Raw genomic sequence first — 18,201 nt, 5'->3', positions numbered from 1 at the left:
CGGGTAGTCGTGCGCTCGCTCGTGCGCTCGTAGGGGGCGGCGCCGATGAATGCGGCTGTCTCCGCGTCGATCAGCTCCTGGTAGAGCCGCTCGGTCGCGGCTCGGATGCGGTCGGTGGTGCCGGTGAGCTTCAGTTCCCCGAGCAGCTCGAGGAGGGCAGACTGGTCAAGAGCCATCGTGCGGTGTCGTCTTTCTGTGTGAGTTCTTGGTCGTTCTCACTGACCATCGCACGATGGCTCACCCCGTCGCGGTCACGACGCCGCGGGCCCGAAAGACCACCACCCCGCGGGACTCCAGGGCCCCCGCCCGTTACGTGGTGGTTAGGCTGCGTTCTTTCCCACCGAGTCGCCGGTGTCGTATCGCCCGTCCACGAACCTCTTGAAGTAGGCGAGCAGGTCTTCCTCGTTTTCGAAAGCTCGCATCGTCAGAAGGAAGTTGGTCTTGCGACCGCGGCGAAGTCCTGCCTGATTCTTCAGCCGTTCCTTCGGAGTCAGAATCAGCTTGCCGTCGGAGGTGCTGACCGCCTGCTCGAGCTGCGCGAAGCTCAGGACGCTCGTCTCGTAGTACCGTCCTGCCGACATGAGCAACGTGTGACGAGCCCATCCATCCGGCACGAGGAGCAGAGGCTTCCCGTCGGCGACGGGGAGGGTGAAGATCTCCTCATCCCATTCCAGCGCCGTCGGGTTCCACACCTGTCGCTTGAAGGCGCCGACCTCGTGCGCGCCGGTGGAGAACTCTGGGTAGGCCGCGACCATGGACTCGGTGAAGCGAGCGAGGGGCCCGAACATGATCCGAGTGGTGACGTCGGAGGTGATGTCGCGATCGACACCGTTGACGAAAAGGGGCAGGTCCTCGATCTGGCGCAGAACTCCGACGCGGACGAGAGCTTCCACATCGTTGTTCAGCGTTTCCCAGATCCAAGAACCCACCACAGATGCGCCGCCATGGCCAGAGAAGCCTTCTTCGGCCATGCCCATCCTTGTCTCCCATGGCTCGAAGAACCGCTGCAAGAGGCGCTCACCACGCTGATGTGCGGCGGGGGTGCCGACGATGACTGACCTGGTTACCTCGCTGAGGAACGAGTCGGCACACTCGATGGCGTCGTCCGCGAACGGCTGCGGTGAACGGCGCAGCCGGACCGCATGAGGATCAACGTACAGACGGTTGTCGCACAAGACGTCAACGTTGTGGAACGGTACGGAACCATTGATCCCGTAGTACTGCGTGATAGAAGGCATACGCCTCTCCCATCGGTAAAAGGAAACCGAGTGGTCTCCCGAAATGAGACCCGAAGGGAGAGACGGTGGCGGGTGCCACCGAAACTTCGATACGCTGTAGTGGACCCTGAACAAGTCACCACCGCGCCCTTAGGGCCGGAACTGGCCTGAGTTTGCAACGCAATCTCAGGCCAGACTTCTCTCTAGCTGTCGACGGGATCGTCCTCCTGTTTGGTCCGATTTCCCTTGATCTCGACGCTTGGCCCCCTGAGGTCGATGAGGAGCATCCCGTCCTCCTCGAACGGCTTGTAGCGTCGGCTGACCAGCGTGTCAATGTCGTAGTACTGAGTGAACGCCGTCGCAGACACGATGACCTGGCCGGTGTCTCGTGCGGACTGCGGACGGATCGTGTACGCGTGTGACTCAGTTGACGGGCGCAACGCAATGACGTCACGCTCCTTGTCGAAGAGCAGCTCCACAGTGTCAGGTTCACCGATGAGCTTGTGCGCAGCCTTGTTGATAGAGAAGATTCCACGCTTCTGAATGGTGACACTCGGCGCCTTGGCGAGCGGCGCCATGCGCTTGTCGAACACTTCAAACGGCATCTGCGTACTCCTTTCATTCCCTGTACCTCCATCCTACACCAGGTTTCGTACCCTGATGTTTTTGAAGTTCTTGAAAATAGTCCTGGTGCCACTGAATCGCAGATTTTCAGTCGCGCACTTGACCCAAGCGAGCACCTCGCTGGACACAGTAGTAGCCCGCTCCGACATGCTGTTCGAGTGCGTGCATGGATCACCGATGCGACGAGGGCCGCGCCCAAACCGTTTCACCGACTCAAAATTTCGGGCTAGAGCGTTGTAAGCCGGGAAGCTCGCGCCGCGTTAGCGACGCTGGTCACGTTGTGAGCCAACGCGTTCTACATCCGCGGGTCGGGCGCCGCATTAGAGAACGCCCGCCGCACGCTGGAGGCCCCAACCCCCAGTACGCGTCCGATGCTCTCCCAGCTCTGGTGCTCGGCTCGCATCCGTTCGGCGGTCGCGATCCGCTCGGGCGTCATCACGCTCGGGCGGCCGCCGACGCGGCCCTGGCTGCGTGCGTAGTCGAGGCCGCGCTGCGTGTTGTCGCGGATGGTGTCGACGCGGAGCTGCGCGAACACGGCGACGATGCCGTAGAGCGCTCGGCCCATCGGTGTTGTCGTGTCGATCATGGGTTCGGTGAGGCTGACGATATTGACCTGGCGTGATTCGAGGTCCTGCAGCGTTTCGATCAGGATGCGCTCACTGCCGGCTAGCCGGTCGAGGCGGCGGACCTTGAGGGTGTCCCCCGGTCGGAGGTAGTCGAGGCATGCGAGCCACTGCGGACGGTCAGTGACGCGGCTGGATTCGCCGTGGTCGACGAACACGCGTTCGCAGCCGGCGGCGAGCAGCTCCGCCTTCTGCGCCTCGGGGTGCTGCTCTCGCTTCGAGACGCGGGCGTATCCGACTTCGTGTGCCATGCCGAAAACGGTACTGCCGATGTTTCGGCGCGGTTAGGTTTCGGCAGGGGGTTTCGGCGGATCACTTGTCGGCGTGTCGTGCACCTCGTCGTCGACGTCGGCGACCGCGCCGTAAACGATCGTTTTCGGTGGAGGGTCAAGCCAGTGGAATCTAACCGCGTAGCGCCTCGTCTACGGCACCGGCGGCGGTCGAACGGCCTTCGACGAGCTCCCATGTGTTCCCCGCCGCGTGGTCTCGTTCGAGAACAGCGGCGACCACCCCCGCGACGTCGTCGCGCGTGATCCGTCCGATGGGGAGTGTCCCGGTGGGGGCGAGTTGCACTCGATTCGTCCCCGGGGAGTTGAGGAGCTCTCCTGGCTGCAGAATCGTCCAGCGAAGGTCGCTCGCACGCAAAGCTCGTTCCGAGGCCTCCTTGGCGCCGAAGTACGTGTCCCAGAAACCGCCGTACAATTCGGGCGGGCGGGTCCGCCCGACGCCCATCCCGGTGATAAGCACGAATCGGTTCACAGCCGCGCTTTCCGCAGCCTCTATTACGCGCAGTGCGCCGTCGCGATCGACACGAATGGGGTCACCAGCCGCGGCGAACACCACCGTATCCACGCCCTCGAGCGTATGTTCCAGCTCGCTCACGGTCGATCGAGTGAGGTCTGCAACAGCGGAACGCACACCGGGATACGCGTTCTCGGTGCTTGCGCGACGGCCGATGGCGAGCACGTTCTTGCCATGCTGGGCGAGGCGTTCGACGATGCGTCGCCCGGTCTGCCCGGAGGCACCGAAGACTGCGACGGTGCTCACAGGAGGACTCCGCCGGACACTTCGATGCGCTCGCCCGTGACCCAACGCATGCCCGGCGAGACCAGAGCCACCACGGCATCGGCGATCTCGGACGGCTCACCGACTCGTCCAAGTGCCGTCTGCTGACCCAGTCCGTGCCTGAGCTCGGCGTTGTCGCGCATCGCACCACCGTTGAAGTCCGTAGCCGTGGGCCCCGGCGCGATGGTGTTGATCCGGATCCGCCGGCGACCGAGCTCGAGGGCAAGGCTTCGCGAGAGCGCTTCGATCGCCGCTTTCGAGGCCGCGTAGACGGCGGTGGCCGGGCTGACGTGTCTGCTTAGGGAACTCGATAGGTTGACGATGCGGGCACCGTCTGAGAGGTGGGGGGCGAACGACTGGATCACCAAGAGCGGACCTCGGACATTCACCGCGAAGGTGAGATCAAAATCAGCGACAGTCACCTCGGCCAATGGCGCGAACTGTCCCACGCCGGCGTTGTTGACCAAGACGTCGATTGCGGAGCCGGGCCACTGCGCGGCGATCAGGGGAAGTACCCGCTCGCACGCGTCGTTGATCGACCGCGGATCGCCGACGTCCAGCTGCAGAGCCAGCGCCTCTCCCCCGGCATCCTCGATGCGGCGGACAACCTTCTCGGCCGCCTCTGCCGACCGAGCCGCGGCGACAACGCGATATCCGCGCTCTGCAAGAGCGAGGGCGGTCGCGTGCCCCAAACCCCGCCCGGCGCCTGTGACGATCGCGATACCTGGCTCGGCCATAGGTTCTCCTCTAGTTAAGTAAATACCTACTTACTTATAAGCTAGAGGTGTTGTACCGAGCCGTCAAGTCGAGAGGAACGCAGATGAGGGATGCCGAGGCGACACGCGCGCGAATTCTGGCGGCAGCGGTAGGCGAGTTCGCAGAACACGGCCTCGCGGGATCGCGGGTGGACCGCATCGCCCAGAACGCGGAGAGCAACGTGCGGATGATCTATGCATACTTCGGCGGCAAAAGCGGCCTGTTCGACGCCGCACTCGAGACTGCGCTTCGTAAGCTCGCGCACGACGTCCCGCCGAACGCGGATGACCTGCCTGGATGGGCAGGAGAGGTCTTCGACCATCATCAACGCCACCCCGATATCCTTCGCTTGAGCATGTGGGCGAGGCTTGAGCGGCCGTCCTCGCTGGCGGAGCCTGGGGACGTCTACGCTGAGAAGGCGGACGCTGTCCGGGCCGTTACCCCCGAACCTTTGACTCCAGTCGACGTGCTCATCTTCATCTACGCGGTCGCCCAAGCCTGGCAACTGTCGCCGACCGGCCTCACGAGCTTGGACGGCATCAGCGACGACCCTCGCCGGATAGCCGCCCACCGTCGCGCCGTCGTCGCGGCGGTGTACGGGATCCTGCACTGCGCATGATGTCCTAAACAGCCGAGGTTCAGCGCCTCTCGCCGAAAACGCCTGCCGAAACGCACTTACGGCGAACATTTCTGGACACCGATTTAGGGCGGTGTGAGTCGCCCCGCCGCAAACGATCGTTTTCGGCGAGCGAACATGACCCGCCCTGATGAGAGCAGCCAGAGGGAATGCAGGTTCGACATAGACGGTCTTCAGCTGCGACGAACAGGCTGCTGCAACTCCGTCACCCAATCGGATTGGTTTTCCGAGATCGCCCGGACATAGAGTTCCCGACACGGCCCTGCGTGAACAAGCCCTCTAGCAAATATCTCAGCGTGGATCGCTTGCCAGCTTTCGGCGATGTGATCCATGGAACCGAGATGGATGCCACACACGGCCGCATCAGCAGCGGGCAGGTCGACAACTTCGAAGCCATCGCGGACGGGCCCGTTGTAGGCGTAGCCGGCGATGACCTGCAGACCTTCTTCAGTCGTCTCGTACTGGGCGATGGGCGTCGTCAGAGACCCACACTCACCGCCGATGACCCGCCACGCGGCGCTACGCAGCGATACCTGATTCCTGCCTGTGCGAGATCTGCACGATCTCAGTTCGCCGGTCCATCCTCTTGACTGCCGATGTGATGGCCGACCTGCAACGCTCGAGCAAGAGCGCGACCTTCCGCGACCGCGTCCGCCTTCATTGGATGACTGCCCTCGACCTCGGCAAACCCTACGAGCCTGTTATGCCAGGCGCCCTCTCGCTCGTAGGTCTGCACGTCCCCGTTAGACATTTCCTGTCTCCAATCTTCTGCAGGCGAAGTCTTATCCTCAGTCGGAGCACGGGACTACAGTGACCCCCTTGCAATCCTGAGTGGACCTTAGCCGGTGGGACCGTCACGATAAGAGCATCGCCGACTCGGCGCCGCTCCCCCTCAGGAAGGTTCGTGATGACTGCAAAAACTGAAAGCCGTGAACACGGCTCTCAACCAGAGGAGCTCGACGAGGCCGAGTGCTGGGAGCTGCTGCGAACCTCGCAGCTCTGCCGAATCGGCTTTGTCGGTGTGGATGGATTCCCCGACATTCGACCGGTGAATCACTTCGCTGTCGACGAGAGCGTGTATATCCGGTCAGCGGTGGACTCGAAGTTCCTGGCTGTCACCTCGCAGTGTCGTGTCGCAGTCGAGGTTGACGGAGCGGACGACGCCGACTTCTGGAGCGTCGTGGTTCGTGGCATTGCCGAGCAGGTGACCAGCGAATCTGAGCTTCACCGCGTCGGCGCGCAGCATTTCCAGTCATGGACCGCTACGCCGAAGGTGTTCGTGCTGAAGATCACCCCGAGCATCGTCACAGGCCGCCGGTTTCCGAAGTTCGCGCCCATCATGTCCCCCGCCTACGCCGTACCGATCACCGACAAGGCGCGAGCGCAGCACCGAGAGAAGCGCGGTGAGCGCCCTGCGCCTATCCCGCATTTCGAACCGCCGATGCCATCGTGACGAAAGGCGGGGCACTTCCCACTGCTCCCCCTCCACTCCACCCCGGACCCGAGACCCGATAATCCACTCCTCATCGAAGAGGGCGAGGCTGGTATAGACCTCACTTCCGGGCACCCGAGGAGGGCTGTGACGGCGGAACGGGGGACCTCCAAAGAGAACTCGCAGATTCGGCGCGCGAGCTCGACACATGCTCTGTGGACATCGTCCCTGACGCGAGAGCTGTCGATCGCTCCGCGATCGGCACCACGGCGATGACCTGCTCCCGCGGGTCTGATCGCCGCCGAACGCCCGGGCAGAAGTCACTCCCCGCTGTGTGCGACCGGGGTGTTCGCAGGAGGTACTCTAGCCGTCTCCCGAACAGGAAAAAGAGAAAGCAGAGGGCCATGACCAACGACAGCAATGCGTCACGCTTCGAGAACTCCGATACCGATGCTCCGACCAACGATTCCGAGGGAACGGTCAAGCCCGGGGGTCTGGGCGAGGACAACACCATCCCCGCGAACCCCGACGGGGTAGCCGCAGGCCTGTCCGACTCGCCTTCGCACTTCAACCCAGAAGAAGACGAAGCCGCCAACGGAGAAAACTGACCTGCAGGCTCTCGCGTCCGGCCAAACACTCTTCGATCCGCGAAGCGAGCTCTGCGCGTCTCATGATCGGGATCGCTCGGCGGGTACAGGACCGCACCGAGGGCAGGTAACCCTGCTTACGTTGTAAGCAGGGTTACCGTGGCATATATCGGTCGGTCCGATCTGCACCCGCAGGGACGGTGCGTTCCTGACCGTTGGGAGGGATGACGCGTCATGTCGAGAGGATCTAGCCGGGAGCCCCGAGGGTCAGCGGCCGGGCGCCTAAGTCGCGAACTCATCATCGAGACCGCCCTAGGCCAGATCGATCGCGCCGGGGCACAGGGCCTCTCTATGCGCTCCCTTGCTCAGGAACTGGGTGTGGAAGCGATGTCTCTTTACCGGTACGTGCACGGGCGTGAGGATCTGCTCGAGGGTGTGATCGCTCTGCTCCTCGGACAATTGACATCGAACCTGGACGACGAGTTGGCGGAGCACTGGCAGGGCTTCCTGCAGGATGTCGCCCATAAGGTACGTCAGATCGCGATCGATCATCCTCAGGCATTTCCGTTAGTGGCGACCCGGCATCCCGCGGCGCCCTGGCTACGACCCCCGCTACGCAGCGTCGAGGTCGTGAACACGTTCCTCAGCACCCTGCTGGGGCACGGGTTTACGGACGCGCAAGCGGTCGATGCGTATCGGTCCTTCAGCAGCTTCCTGCTCGGTCAACTCTTGCTGGAATCCGCGGTTCGGGGAGCTGAGACCGGCCCGGTGGAAGAACCGCTCGACGAAGGAAACGCGGATATACCCGAGCGTGACGGGAGCATCGGCTTGGATGACGCTCCGGAGGTCCGTCGGCTACGGGCTCTTCTGAGCGAGGACCATTCTGACGAAGAATTCGAAGTATCGCTGGAAGTACTCCTCGACCGTTTCGCCGGGGAGCTGTCCCAGTAGCTGCCGCGTGAGCGCCCCGAGCGAGGCCGTCCGTCAGTGTTCTCTGGCAGGACCGGGGGTGGTCGCGTCCTTGGCTGTGTCGTCGGGGTCGGCATTCTGTCGGATCTCTCGGCCCTTCTCGATGTCCTGCCGCTCCTTCTCGGCGGCCTTGTCGCTCTTGCGGGTGTCGCGCGGAGGTAGCTGGATGTCCTCCTCGGCGGCGATGCCCGCCTGCAGCTGGCGACCTCGCTCGAGCTCAGCATCGAACTCCGCGCCGAACAGCAGCGCGAGGTTCGCGATCCACAGCCAGAGCAAGAAGATGATGATCCCCGCAAGGGATCCATAGGTGCGGTCGTAGTTCGAGAAGTTTCCGACGTAGAACCCGAAGGCTGCGGTAGCGAGTGCGAGCACAATGATCGCTAGCAGGGCGCCCATGCTGATCCACCGGAATTTCGGCTGCTTCGCGTTCGGGGTGGCGTAGTAGAGGATGGCGACGACCAACACCACGATGAATATGAGCAACGGCCACTTGGCGATGGACCAGACCGTCTGGGGTACGTCGCCGATGCCGAGTGCGTCGCCGATCGCCTTGGTGACCGAGCCGGAGACGACAAGAATGATCGCGGCGATCACGAGCAGCACGATCGTGATCACGGTGACCAGCAGCTGGGCGGGCTTCAGCTTCCAGAACGGCCGCCCCTCCTCGATCTCGTAGATCCGGTTCATCGCACGGCTGAACGCTCCCACGTACCCGGATGCTGACCAGATCGCCAGCAGGATGCCGGTGATGAGAGCGAAACCGGCACCCGGAGACTCGGCGATCTGCTCGATCGGCCCGCGGATCGTGTCGACCGTGTCGCCGGGAGCAACCTGCTCGATGATTCCCAGCACCGCATCGCTGGCGGCTTTCCCCTGCCCGACGACACCCAGTAGCGAGAAGATTGCAATCAGGCCGGGGAACAGCGACAGCACCGCGTAATACGTCAGGGAGGCGGCGATGTCGGTGCACTGGTCCGAAGAAAACTCGCGAATCGTCTTCCGCAGTACGTATTTCCAGGACCTCTTGTGCAGATCGTCTGGGGAATCGGGCTTGCCTGATGCTTCGGGGTCTGGGGCGTTGCGCGGGGTGGCGGGGGCTGTGCTGGTCATCGCAGGTTCCTTCGTGACGGGGCGGGCCCGTCGTCTGACGGGCCCGCCCGATTCGTGCGGGTTCAGCTGTCGGAGATGGTCTCGCGAGCGTGCTGAGCCTGGTCTCTCACGTCGCTGGCCGCGCCCTGGACTTCGTCCTTAACGGTGGCGACGGAGTCCTGCGCCGACGACTTCACGGATTCGACCGACGCCTGCAGAGGCTCCTTCAGATGATCGCCGACTTCTTTCGCAGCATCGGTGACCTCGTCAACCAGCGGCTGCGCCTGCTCCTTCACGGTTGCAGCGAGGTCCTTCTCCTTCGATGACGCGGGGATCAGAGACGCCGCGAGCAGGCCGGCACCGAACGCGATCAGTCCGACCGCCAGCGGGTTCCCTTCCGCTTTGGCGACCGCGCGGTCCTTCAGATCTCCGGCGTGAGAGCCCGCATCCGACAGCGACGAGCCGGCGTCATCCGCGGCGCCCATCACACGCTCACGGACGGACGTGAACGCACCGCGAACCTTGTCGACCTGTCGGTCCACGATCTTCGACGGGGAGACCTTATCGGCCAGGGCGTCCACGTCCATGCCGAGGTCTTGGCGGGTCCGCTCAATGTCGGCGCGGATCTCGTCGGGTGAATCGCTCATCGGTTTTCCTCATTTCTCTTCAGCGTTTCGGGGATCTCTTTCAGGGTGTCCACGGTCTGCGGGACGCCCTTCACTTGCTTGATCTGGCTGCGCCCGACCAGGAACAGGATCAGGGCAATGAGTGCCCACAGGACCGCGACGACAACGCCGGACCAGCCGCCACCCATCAGCGTTCCCAGAGCCCACCACAGCGCGACGGACAGGAAGAACACCGCCATCAGTGCGCCGTAGCCGGCGGCACCCATCAGGCCCGCACCCTTGGCGGACTTCGTGGCCGAGTCCTTCAACTCTGCTTTGGCGAGGGCGACCTCCTGGCGCATCAGCGTCGAAATGTCACGGGACACTTCCCCGAGGAGATCTCCGATCGAGGTGGATGCGGCTTTCGCTTCAGACGGTGTCGGGTCGGTCATAGCCGTCCTCCCCCAGAATGTCCGGACGGCTGGCGGCCGCCTGCGAGTACACGGGCGTGCCAGCGCCCGTGTCGTTCACCACGGGGACGGGCACGGACGGGTCAGGGTGCACCTGCGGAGGTGCCGGCACGGGAGCGGCGTCTTTATCGTCGGAAGCATTCGCGGCGAGGGCGCGGGTGAGGCGCCCCACAACGATGCCGCCGATCGCGGCGGCGAGGATGAACGTGCCGGGCTTGCGACGTGCGTAGCGCTTGACCTCCGTGAGCACAGAACCAGGGTCCCGGTCGCCGAGCCAGGTTGCGGCAGCAGACAAACGCCCCGACACCTGCTGGACCAGATCGCTGGCGACGCCACTGCCTTCCGAGTTAGTGGCCATGGAGCCGAGCTCGTCGCTGACAGAGCGAAGACCACCGGCAAGACGCTGCTGCTGGGTGTTCGCCTGCTCCGACAGCTCCCGCTGCGTCTGCGCATACAGATCCTTCGCCTGCGTCTTCGCCTCCCCCACGACGGTCGCAGCCTCATCCTTGGTGGTGCCAAGAACATCCTTCGCCTGAGTTGCCGCCGTGTCCTTCAGATCGGTGGCTTCCTGCTTGACAGCATCCACCTTGCCCGAAGAACCGGGGGCGTTCACGCCCGAGCCGCTCGGGCTGGTCGTCTCATAGTTGTCCGACATTAGTGCTCCTCTCGCGGACCGACCGAACAGTCGGTGGAACCCGTTCTAGACCGTCTCCCCCGCCTCGGTCAGGGCCCTTGCTCCGAACAGACTTACGGTGTATTCAGGCCGAGCACACCACTGCCGCACACCGCGCCGTTATTGGTGTGTAACCCTTTCCGCAGGCCGCAGGCCGCAGGCCGTCCGACCTTTCCGTACGTTGCTAACATTCGACCATGGTTGAATCCGCTGCGTTCGTGACGCCGAAGCTCTCCGTGCAGCCCGACGTTCGCGTTCTCGGCGCCCGAGAACACAATCTGCAGGATGTCGACCTCACGGTGCCGCGCGATGCAACGGTCGTCTTCACCGGTGTGTCCGGCTCGGGAAAGTCCTCGCTGGCGTTCGGGACGCTGTACGCCGAGTCACAGCGACGCTATTTGGAATCGGTCGCACCATACGCCCGCCGCCTGATCGATCAGGCGGGAGTGCCCGATGTCGACTCGATCACGGGGATGCCGCCTGCGGTCGCCCTGCAGCAGCAGCGCGGTGGAGGGAATGCCCGATCGACCGTGGGCAGCATCACCACGTTGTCGAGCTTGGTGCGGATGCTGTACTCGAGAACCGGGGACTACCCGGATGGGCAGCCGATGTTATATGCGGAGGACTTCTCCGCGAACACGGTCCAAGGAGCCTGCTCAGAATGCCACGGCATCGGCCGCGTATACGCGGTGAACGAGCAGCAGATGGTCCCGGACCCCTCGCTCACCATCCGCGAACGCGCCATCGCCTCCTGGCCGACCGCGTGGCACGGCCACCAGCTGCGTGACGTGCTGGTTGCTCTCGGCTACGACGTCGATGTGCCGTGGCGGGACCTGCCGAAAAAAGACAGGGACTGGATCCTGTACACCGATGAAACCCCCTTCGTTCCGGTCCACTCCCGGCTCACCCTCTCTGAGTCCAAAGCTGCGATCGAAGCAGGCGTGGAGCCGAGCTACTCGGGCACATTCGTCGGAGCTCGCCGGTACATTCTGGACACGTTCGCGAACACCAAGAGCGCCTCGATGAAACGGCGCGTCGCGCAGTTCCTCACCGCTGCGATCTGCCCGGTCTGCGATGGCAAGCGGTTGAAGCCCGAGGCGCTGTCTGTCACGTTCGAAGGATTCGACATCGCCGAATTCTCCCAACTGCCGCTCCGGGAACTTGCCACGATCCTGTCCGGAGTCGTCGCACGGTTGGAGGACCACGAGGCCGCCTCTTCCGATGCTGCCTCTCTGCATGCCGCGGAGGAAGGGCAGGTCGCTGCGGGCAAGGCTCCGCTTGCCCCCGTGCCCGATGTGCGACCCACCGCAAGCGGAGCGCCAGAGAAGCGTGCTGCTGCGGTCCAGCTCGCCTCAGGGGTGTTGCAGCGGCTTCGTCCACTGGTCGATCTGGGACTGGGTTACCTGTCATTGAGCCGGACGACGCCAACGCTGTCGGGCGGCGAGCTACAGAGACTCCGGCTCGCGACGCAACTCAGCTCTGATCTTTTCGGGGTCGTCTACGTCCTCGACGAACCATCGGCGGGACTGCATCCGCAGGACGTGGCGGCGCTCCTCGAGATCCTGGACGGACTCAAGGGGCGAGGGAACAGCCTGTTCATCGTCGAACACTCCGTGGCTGTGATGCGGCACGCGGACTGGCTGGTCGACATCGGCCCCGGCGCCGGTGAACACGGCGGCCGCGTGCTCTACAGCGGCCCACCCGACGGGCTCGCCGATATTGAGGAGTCCGTGACACGCGGATACCTCTTCGGTGGCCGCGGTCTCCCTCTTCGCACACCCCGTGAGGCACGCAGTTGGCTGCGCCTGGAGAACGTGACGCGGAACAACCTGCACGACCTCACGGTCGATATCCCCTTGGGTGTCTTCACCGCCGTTACGGGCGTGTCCGGGGCCGGCAAGTCAAGTCTGGTCAGCCAGGCGCTTCCATTGCTGCTTGGCGATCGCCTTGGCCGGGCTGTCCGGGCCGATGACGAGCCGGTCAGCGACGAGTCACTCCTCTCGGATGCGCCGGAACGTCTCGATGGGCGCGTCGCCGGGCCCGTCACCGGTGTACAGCGGCTGGTCGTCATCGACCAGCGGCCCATCGGCCGGACCCCGCGGTCCAACGTCGCCACCTATACCGGGCTGTTCGATCACGTACGTCGTCGATTTGCAGACACCCCGGAAGCTCGTTCCCGCGGGTACAAGCCTGGCCGATTCTCCTTCAATGTCGCCGGCGGGCGCTGCCCGACCTGCGAGGGCGAGGGATCGGTGATGGTCGAGCTCCTCTTCCTGCCTTCCGTGTACACCGAATGCCCCGACTGCCACGGCACCCGATACAAGGCATCAACGCTCGAGATCACGTGGAGGGGGCACACGGTCGCTGACGTGTTGTCCATGAGCGTCGAGGAGGCGAACCTGTTCTTCGCGGGCGATGAGGAGATCACGCGATCGCTGGCAGCTTTGTCGGATGTCGGACTCGATTACCTCCGGCTGGGTCAACCGGCAACCGAACTCTCCGGGGGTGAAGCGCAGCGTGTCAAGCTCGCGACCGAGTTGCAGCGTGCGCAGCGCGGAGACACGCTGTACGTCTTGGACGAGCCGACGTCCGGGCTCCACTGCGCCGATACGGATCGTCTGGTCACGCATCTGCAGACGCTGGTCGATGCGGGCAACACGGTCGTCGCCGCGGAGCTGGACATGCGCGTTATCGCGGTGGCCGATCACGTGATTGATCTTGGCCCCGGCGCGGGCGACGCCGGCGGGACGGTAGTTGCAGCTGGCACGCCCGTCCAGGTCGCGGATAAGGGCGTCGGTGCTTCCGCGAGCTATCTCGCCGCCGCACTGCAGGCGGCCGCTAACGTGACCCCATCGTGACGAGCGGGCCGCGGTGCGATGTGAGTATCGGACCGATGCTGGGGACACCCCCGGTACGCCGAAGATAGTGCGGTCCCGGATCTCCGGAAGAGGGGTTGATCCAAGGCGGGGCATCCGGTATTCAGCCGCGGGATTGCGCTTGCAAGCGTCGAACCGCTTCCGCATCAGTCGGTGCGTAATTGGCGCCCCGCGCGATGCTCGAGCAGCTTCAGGTGGTTCGTATGTGCGCGGGGACCGAGTAGGTTCACGTCATGGGAACACTCGAATACAACAGCTCCCGGCCGCCCGATTCAGGTCGACGACCAGACTCTCACGCATCTGAAGATCGTGATCGGGACGAAGCTGCGCCGCCAGGAGAGCTTCATGATGACGTGGCTCCCCCGCGATGAGGTTCCGGCCAGCCGTCTGACGATCTGGCTGCATCCGAGCATCCCCCTCATCTTCGCTTTCGACGATGCCGTGCTGCGGCCTAGCGACCCCGCACGGATCGAGCGGATGATGGAGCACGTCGCCGCGCGTGGGGAACTCGTCCTCGACCAGCTCCCCTGAACTGGCTCCCTGCGCGGCTCCTACTCGAAGGTAGTCTTGCGCGACCTGGGAAAAGGGGCTCATCCCAATCGGGGGTGTAGGAGTTGGGGTCTGAAGCCGCCGGTCTCGAGCAGGCTTCGGGCGATGTAGTTGGTCAGGTTGCGGAACCCGAGTGCGGAGCCGCGCAGGTGTTCGAGCCGTCCGTTGAGTGCCTCGGTCGGCCCGTTGCTGGTGCCGGGTCGTTCGAAGTAGGCGAGCACGTCGGTGGCTCGCTTCTTCAGGGTCCGGCCCAGGGTGGCGAGCTCGGTGAGCACCTTGGGGACGCGGGCGCTGAGGTCGGTGATCAGCTTCTCCATGAGCTCGCGGCCACGTTGCCGGTCCTCGTGGCGATAGGCGGCGATCATCCGCTGGTAGACACCCCAGGTCGCCTCGACCTCGACGTGAGCGTCATCAACGAACAGCGCGCGTAGCCTGTCGCTCTGCTTGTCGGTGAGCAGGTCCGAGCCGGTGTGCAGCGTGCGCCGCGACTTGTAGAGCGGATCGTCCCTGAACCCACGGTGCCCGTGGATCGCGAGTTGGACCCGGCGCCGGCACCTGTCGAGGGCGTCACCGGCCAGGCGCACGACGTGGAAGGGATCCATCACCTCGACCGCGTCACGGAAGGCGTCGTCGTGGTCGGCGAGCCAGGTCTTGAACGCCGCCTTCGACCGGCCCTCGACCATGTCCAGCAGCCTTGCTGGGCCGGCGCCATCGCGGACCGGGGTGAGGTCGATGATCACGGTGACGTACTTGGCGCCACGCCTGGTGTGGCGCCAGACGTGCTCATCGACGCCAATCACCTTCACGCCCTCGAACCGCGTGGGGTCGTTGATCAGCAGCCGCTTGCCTTCGGCCAGGACCGCGTTGTTGGCGGTGTCCCACGCGACCCCGAGTCCCTCGGCGACACGGGCGACGGTGAGGTGTGCGACCACGATCCCTTCCAGCGCCCACCGCAGCCCGGTGCGCGAGAGCTTCGCGCGTGGCTCCGCCGCGGCGCTGGTGTCTTGGCGCCACACGTGTCCGCAGTCTGCACAGCGGTAGCGGCGCACTACAACTTCCAGCACGGTCGGTCGCCAGCCCAGCGGCTCGTGGGCCAACCGCCGGATCACGGTGTCACGAGCGGCGCCTTCGCTGCCGCACCGTCGGCACCACTGATCTGGTTCCACCACGCGGCACGCGAGGACCGCACGATCCGGTTCAAGTCGTTGCCCGATCACGCTCAGACCGAGGCCGTCGAGTCGAGCGAAGGCGGTCAGGTCAGGGCGGCCGAAGCCGGGCGGCGGAGTAGCGTCGGGCACGTCGAGGTCTTTCCGATGGATGGCGTAGGAACCTCCATCGTCGGGAGACCTCGACGTCTATCTGCGGACCGACTCGGCGGGGCGCGATCGTCTCGTGCGTTGGCGGACTACGGGAGCTTGGACGCGAGGACGTCGGCCGCCAGGATCTCGGGTGCTGCGCCGAGGAGGTGCTGGTTGGCCATCAGGGCTGCGACGATGGCGCCGTTGGCGTGGGCGTCGCGAGCGGCTTCGTCGGGGAATGCATCGAAGATCCAGAAGGTGTCGGCGTGGGTCCTGACCGCGAACCAGACAATCGTTCCTACTTCTTCGTTGGCGAGTGCGACAGCGCCGGCGAGCAGATCGGCGACCGCGTCGTGCTGTCCATCGGCCGCGACGATCTTGGCGACGAAGGCATACGGAAGTGATGCGGGTGTGGACATGAGGGACTCTCCTTGACGTCGGGGTTCTTCGTGGGACGAGTTCAGCGTATGACGAGCGAGGGCCGGTGGGGAGTGGCGTATACGGCAGTATTGCTATTGTTTACGTCATGCGTATCGGACTGATCGTGATCGACGGCTGCTTCGGTTCGGCTATCGCGTCGATCATCGACATCGTGCGGGTGGCCGACGGAGCCCGCGGCGATGTCGACCCGCGGATCGACCCGATCGAACTCGCCATCCTCGGACCGAAACGGCGAGTGACCACGACGGCATCGATGACCCTGTCGGTGGACCACCCGCTGCCGGAGTCCGGAGAGTTCGACGTGGTCGTCGTCCCTGCGCTTGGAACCCTCACGGCCGCCGCGACCCACGACGCCCTCCAGAGTCGAGATGCTCGTTCGGTCATCGCCTCACTCGGGCGCCTCGACGACGCGACCACCCGGATCGCCGCGGCGTGCACCGGCGTGTTCGCCGTCGCCGAGACAGGACGGATGCATCATCGGCGGGCGACGACCAGCTGGTTCCTGGGGCCGGAGTTCCGGAAGCGCTATCCGACCGTCGCCCTCGATCTCGACACCATGGTCGTGGTCGACGGGAACCTCGTCACCGCCGGCGCCGCCTTCGCCCACATCGACCTCGCGCTCTCACTCGTGCGATCGATCAGCCCCGACCTGGCCCAACATGTCGCCAAGCTCCTCATCATCGACGAGCGCCCGTCGCAGGCGGCTTTCGTCGCCTACGAACATCTCCGGCACGAGGACCCGATCGTCGTCGAGTTCGAACGCTTCGTGCGCGCCCGCCTGGACGAACCGTTCAACGTCGCCTTCGTCGCGCAGTCGCTCGGCACCAGCCGGCGCACCCTCGAACGACGAGTCCGTGCGGCGCTCAACCTCACTCCGCTCGGCTTCGTCCAACGGCTTCGCACCGAACGAGCTCGACACCTCTCAGCAACCACGGACCTCACCTCCGCCGAGATCGCGCTACGGGTCGGCTACGCAAACGCCGAGACTCTGCGCTCCCTCCTGCGCAGGGAGCGACGCCGTTCCTGACCTATCGCCATGCCTGTAGCTTGTGTCCTAGCGCTCGGTTGGAACCACCTCTCAGCACGTCGCGTCGACGCTCCTGCGTCGCCCCTGGACTACCCACTCGACACGCCCGCAGCACAGCCCATGTGACGTGCCCCGGCTTCCCGGACGGTCGGGGTTGGGTGGCTGTGATGTCGCTGCGTTCTCGTCGAGAGGGTCAGCAGACCCGATCAGAGCCGATTGGGATGAGCCGCGAAGGCGGTTAGGTCAGGGCGGCCGAAGCCGGCCGGCGGGGTAGCGTCGGGCACGTCGAGGTCTTTCGGATGGATGGCGTAGGAACCTCCATCGTCGGGAGACCTCGACGTCTATCTGCGGACCGACGCGCCCGGCCGACCTACACCTTCATCTGGGAAGAGCCGGAAAAGGTGGGACTGTTGCTTCGCGTCTGCGACATCGATGGGTGGGGGTACCTTCCTGGGGACCGGTATCTTCGACGCGGTCGGGCGGTTGCTCTCCCTCCCCCAGAGTCTTCAGCAGCCGCCCGATCACCCACCTCCGTCCCGACGCGCGGAACACGGTGCCCCTGGTCAGGAACCGCCTGACACACGCTGGTTTTCGACGGCGCGATTGCGTACGGCACCGGTCTCGGTTGCCGCTAGGGTGAGCTTATGGCGACTCTTCACTACGGGGCATCCGATGATGCGATCCATATCGAGGACCGTGCTCTCGCACACCTGAAGATCGTCATCGCAACCAAGCTGCGCCGCAACGAGTCGTTCACTCTGTCCTGGAAGCACCCCGAAGGAGAGCCCGGCGGGCGCTCCACGATCTGGGTTCACCCCTCGATCCCGCTGCGGTTCGTGTTCGATGAACCCGAGGCACCCCAGATCAACGTGAAGTGGGCAGAGCAGCTGATGCACACCGCGAACTCCAGCGGCGGGATCATGCTCGTCGACGAGGTCCTGGAAACGACCGAGCTCGAGGCCAGCAACGCCTAGAGCAGATCCCAGTTCCCGGACGCGCCCAGCGACAGCACCGCGTCGTCCGACTCGTACATCACGCTCTCATCGGTGATCAGCACCCGGCTACGCGGCGTGATCAACGCTCTCACCTGACGGCCCTCCATCGTCGTGAACCGCACGACCAATCCCGCCCCCGCCACGGCAGCTTCCAGCTGCTCGCATAACGCGTCCACGTCCTGCGACGGGGAAAGCACGAAACGAGAGCCGTCGATGCAGACGTGAGTCTGGTCCACCGTCCGCTCATGCATAGAGAGCACCTTACGAG

General features: G+C 64.6%; 21 protein-coding genes and 1 pseudogene. 8 read left to right on the top strand and 14 right to left on the bottom strand.

What is annotated here, in order from left to right:
- The 6 genes and pseudogenes from A4X16_RS18470 to A4X16_RS05965 all read right to left on the bottom strand — a co-directional run.
- A pseudogene (locus tag A4X16_RS18470) lies at positions 1-176 on the bottom strand (IS256 family transposase); the annotation flags it as partial.
- A gap of 144 nt (positions 177-320) precedes the next feature.
- Positions 321-1,238 (bottom strand): hypothetical protein, encoded by a 918-nt coding sequence (locus A4X16_RS17745; protein ID WP_113681855.1) that lies wholly within the window; start codon positions 1,236-1,238, stop codon positions 321-323.
- 182 nt (positions 1,239-1,420) lie between these two features.
- A complete protein-coding gene (locus A4X16_RS05980; RefSeq protein WP_067117863.1) occupies positions 1,421-1,822 on the bottom strand; it encodes a hypothetical protein in 402 nt (133 codons plus the stop codon).
- A 314-nt stretch (positions 1,823-2,136) separates the two neighbouring features.
- Complete coding sequence (locus A4X16_RS05975; protein ID WP_067117860.1) at positions 2,137-2,715, bottom strand: recombinase family protein; 579 nt, start codon at positions 2,713-2,715, stop codon at positions 2,137-2,139.
- A 151-nt stretch (positions 2,716-2,866) separates the two neighbouring features.
- On the bottom strand, positions 2,867-3,511 hold the full coding sequence (locus A4X16_RS05970) for an SDR family oxidoreductase (protein WP_067117857.1): 645 nt from the start codon (positions 3,509-3,511) through the stop codon (positions 2,867-2,869).
- A complete protein-coding gene (locus A4X16_RS05965) occupies positions 3,508-4,266 on the bottom strand; it encodes an SDR family NAD(P)-dependent oxidoreductase (protein WP_067117854.1) in 759 nt (252 codons plus the stop codon). The genes A4X16_RS05970 and A4X16_RS05965 overlap by 4 nt, the downstream gene beginning before the upstream one ends.
- Positions 4,267-4,349: 83 nt before the next feature.
- Between A4X16_RS05965 and A4X16_RS05960 the strand changes: the two genes are divergently transcribed.
- A complete protein-coding gene (locus A4X16_RS05960) occupies positions 4,350-4,904 on the top strand; it encodes a TetR family transcriptional regulator (protein WP_067117851.1) in 555 nt (184 codons plus the stop codon).
- Positions 4,905-5,095: 191 nt separating this feature from the next.
- Here A4X16_RS05960 and A4X16_RS17430 read toward each other — a convergent pair whose 3' ends face one another.
- Positions 5,096-5,392 carry a GyrI-like domain-containing protein gene (locus A4X16_RS17430; protein WP_258546564.1) on the bottom strand — a complete coding sequence of 99 codons (297 nt, stop codon included), beginning with the start codon at positions 5,390-5,392 and terminating at the stop codon, positions 5,096-5,098.
- Between the two features lie 437 nt (positions 5,393-5,829).
- On the opposite strand from A4X16_RS17430, the gene A4X16_RS05955 reads away from it, so the two are divergent.
- The 3 genes from A4X16_RS05955 (at position 5,830) to A4X16_RS05945 (ending at position 7,892) form a co-directional block, all read left to right on the top strand.
- The gene (locus A4X16_RS05955) at positions 5,830-6,375 is read left to right on the top strand and encodes a pyridoxamine 5'-phosphate oxidase family protein (RefSeq protein ID WP_113681856.1); all 546 of its coding nucleotides are present in this window, start codon (positions 5,830-5,832) and stop codon (positions 6,373-6,375) included.
- A gap of 383 nt (positions 6,376-6,758) precedes the next feature.
- Entirely contained in the window at positions 6,759-6,962 is a 204-nt protein-coding gene (locus tag A4X16_RS05950) for a hypothetical protein (RefSeq protein ID WP_046746435.1), read from the top strand.
- A 213-nt stretch (positions 6,963-7,175) separates the two neighbouring features.
- Complete coding sequence (locus tag A4X16_RS05945) at positions 7,176-7,892, top strand: TetR/AcrR family transcriptional regulator C-terminal domain-containing protein (RefSeq protein WP_045264176.1); 717 nt, start codon at positions 7,176-7,178, stop codon at positions 7,890-7,892.
- Positions 7,893-7,925: 33 nt separating this feature from the next.
- On the opposite strand, the gene A4X16_RS05940 is transcribed toward A4X16_RS05945, so the two are convergent.
- The 4 genes from A4X16_RS05940 to A4X16_RS05925 all read right to left on the bottom strand — a co-directional run bounded on the left by A4X16_RS05940 (position 7,926) and on the right by A4X16_RS05925 (position 10,729).
- Positions 7,926-9,020 carry a YihY/virulence factor BrkB family protein gene (locus A4X16_RS05940; protein ID WP_067117845.1) on the bottom strand — a complete coding sequence of 365 codons (1,095 nt, stop codon included), beginning with the start codon at positions 9,018-9,020 and terminating at the stop codon, positions 7,926-7,928.
- Between the two features lie 62 nt (positions 9,021-9,082).
- Positions 9,083-9,646, bottom strand: a complete 564-nt coding sequence (locus A4X16_RS05935) for a DUF3618 domain-containing protein (RefSeq protein WP_067117842.1) — start codon at positions 9,644-9,646, stop codon at positions 9,083-9,085.
- Positions 9,643-10,056: a phage holin family protein gene (locus tag A4X16_RS05930; RefSeq protein WP_061015471.1), complete on the bottom strand. Its 414-nt coding sequence runs from the start codon at positions 10,054-10,056 to the stop codon at positions 9,643-9,645. The genes A4X16_RS05935 and A4X16_RS05930 overlap by 4 nt, the downstream gene beginning before the upstream one ends.
- Complete coding sequence (locus A4X16_RS05925; protein ID WP_067117839.1) at positions 10,034-10,729, bottom strand: hypothetical protein; 696 nt, start codon at positions 10,727-10,729, stop codon at positions 10,034-10,036. The genes A4X16_RS05930 and A4X16_RS05925 overlap by 23 nt, the downstream gene beginning before the upstream one ends.
- A gap of 215 nt (positions 10,730-10,944) precedes the next feature.
- Between A4X16_RS05925 and A4X16_RS05920 the strand changes: the two genes are divergently transcribed.
- Positions 10,945-13,605: an excinuclease ABC subunit UvrA gene (locus A4X16_RS05920; RefSeq protein WP_067117836.1), complete on the top strand. Its 2,661-nt coding sequence runs from the start codon at positions 10,945-10,947 to the stop codon at positions 13,603-13,605.
- Positions 13,606-13,776: 171 nt separating this feature from the next.
- Positions 13,777-14,154, top strand: coding sequence for a DUF7882 family protein (locus A4X16_RS18465; RefSeq protein WP_442922902.1), 378 nt, complete (start codon positions 13,777-13,779; stop codon positions 14,152-14,154).
- A 59-nt stretch (positions 14,155-14,213) separates the two neighbouring features.
- Here the strand turns inward: A4X16_RS18465 and A4X16_RS05910 are convergent, their stop codons facing one another.
- Entirely contained in the window at positions 14,214-15,470 is a 1,257-nt protein-coding gene (locus A4X16_RS05910; RefSeq protein WP_067117833.1) for an ISL3 family transposase, read from the bottom strand.
- Positions 15,471-15,577: 107 nt separating this feature from the next.
- Positions 15,578-15,889, bottom strand: a complete 312-nt coding sequence (locus A4X16_RS05905; protein ID WP_033107114.1) for a putative quinol monooxygenase — start codon at positions 15,887-15,889, stop codon at positions 15,578-15,580.
- 107 nt (positions 15,890-15,996) lie between these two features.
- On the opposite strand from A4X16_RS05905, the gene A4X16_RS05900 reads away from it, so the two are divergent.
- Together A4X16_RS05900 and A4X16_RS05895 are read left to right on the top strand one after the other, a co-directional pair.
- Positions 15,997-16,938 carry a GlxA family transcriptional regulator gene (locus A4X16_RS05900; RefSeq protein WP_067117830.1) on the top strand — a complete coding sequence of 314 codons (942 nt, stop codon included), beginning with the start codon at positions 15,997-15,999 and terminating at the stop codon, positions 16,936-16,938.
- Between the two features lie 644 nt (positions 16,939-17,582).
- Positions 17,583-17,912: a DUF7882 family protein gene (locus A4X16_RS05895; RefSeq protein WP_067117827.1), complete on the top strand. Its 330-nt coding sequence runs from the start codon at positions 17,583-17,585 to the stop codon at positions 17,910-17,912.
- On the opposite strand, the gene A4X16_RS05890 is transcribed toward A4X16_RS05895, so the two are convergent.
- On the bottom strand, positions 17,909-18,184 hold the full coding sequence (locus A4X16_RS05890) for a hypothetical protein (protein WP_067117824.1): 276 nt from the start codon (positions 18,182-18,184) through the stop codon (positions 17,909-17,911). The genes A4X16_RS05895 and A4X16_RS05890 overlap by 4 nt on opposite strands.
- Positions 18,185-18,201: the final 17 nt, after the last annotated feature.

The sequence above is a fragment of the Microbacterium sp. H83 genome (assembly GCF_001650405.1).
Lineage (GTDB): Bacteria > Actinomycetota > Actinomycetes > Actinomycetales > Microbacteriaceae > Microbacterium.
The sequence above is the reverse complement of the archived record's forward strand: the minus strand, read 5'-3'. Positions and strand labels throughout refer to the sequence as shown.

Bases quoted from the DNA above. Each gene is read 5' to 3' on its own strand.
- A4X16_RS17745 (WP_113681855.1), bottom strand. From the start codon at position 1,238: ATGCCTTCTATCACGCAGTACTACGGGATCAATGGTTCCGTACCGTTC.
- A4X16_RS05980 (WP_067117863.1), bottom strand. From the start codon at position 1,822: ATGCCGTTTGAAGTGTTCGACAAGCGCATGGCGCCGCTCGCCAAGGCG.
- A4X16_RS05975 (WP_067117860.1), bottom strand. From the start codon at position 2,715: ATGGCACACGAAGTCGGATACGCCCGCGTCTCGAAGCGAGAGCAGCAC.
- A4X16_RS05965 (WP_067117854.1), bottom strand. From the start codon at position 4,266: ATGGCCGAGCCAGGTATCGCGATCGTCACAGGCGCCGGGCGGGGTTTG.
- A4X16_RS05960 (WP_067117851.1), top strand. From the start codon at position 4,350: ATGAGGGATGCCGAGGCGACACGCGCGCGAATTCTGGCGGCAGCGGTA.
- A4X16_RS05955 (WP_113681856.1), top strand. From the start codon at position 5,830: ATGACTGCAAAAACTGAAAGCCGTGAACACGGCTCTCAACCAGAGGAG.
- A4X16_RS05950 (WP_046746435.1), top strand. From the start codon at position 6,759: ATGACCAACGACAGCAATGCGTCACGCTTCGAGAACTCCGATACCGAT.
- A4X16_RS05945 (WP_045264176.1), top strand. From the start codon at position 7,176: ATGTCGAGAGGATCTAGCCGGGAGCCCCGAGGGTCAGCGGCCGGGCGC.
- A4X16_RS05940 (WP_067117845.1), bottom strand. From the start codon at position 9,020: ATGACCAGCACAGCCCCCGCCACCCCGCGCAACGCCCCAGACCCCGAA.
- A4X16_RS05935 (WP_067117842.1), bottom strand. From the start codon at position 9,646: ATGAGCGATTCACCCGACGAGATCCGCGCCGACATTGAGCGGACCCGC.
- A4X16_RS05930 (WP_061015471.1), bottom strand. From the start codon at position 10,056: ATGACCGACCCGACACCGTCTGAAGCGAAAGCCGCATCCACCTCGATC.
- A4X16_RS05925 (WP_067117839.1), bottom strand. From the start codon at position 10,729: ATGTCGGACAACTATGAGACGACCAGCCCGAGCGGCTCGGGCGTGAAC.
- A4X16_RS05920 (WP_067117836.1), top strand. From the start codon at position 10,945: ATGGTTGAATCCGCTGCGTTCGTGACGCCGAAGCTCTCCGTGCAGCCC.
- A4X16_RS05905 (WP_033107114.1), bottom strand. From the start codon at position 15,889: ATGTCCACACCCGCATCACTTCCGTATGCCTTCGTCGCCAAGATCGTC.
- A4X16_RS05900 (WP_067117830.1), top strand. From the start codon at position 15,997: ATGCGTATCGGACTGATCGTGATCGACGGCTGCTTCGGTTCGGCTATC.
- A4X16_RS05895 (WP_067117827.1), top strand. From the start codon at position 17,583: ATGGCGACTCTTCACTACGGGGCATCCGATGATGCGATCCATATCGAG.
- A4X16_RS05890 (WP_067117824.1), bottom strand. From the start codon at position 18,184: ATGCATGAGCGGACGGTGGACCAGACTCACGTCTGCATCGACGGCTCT.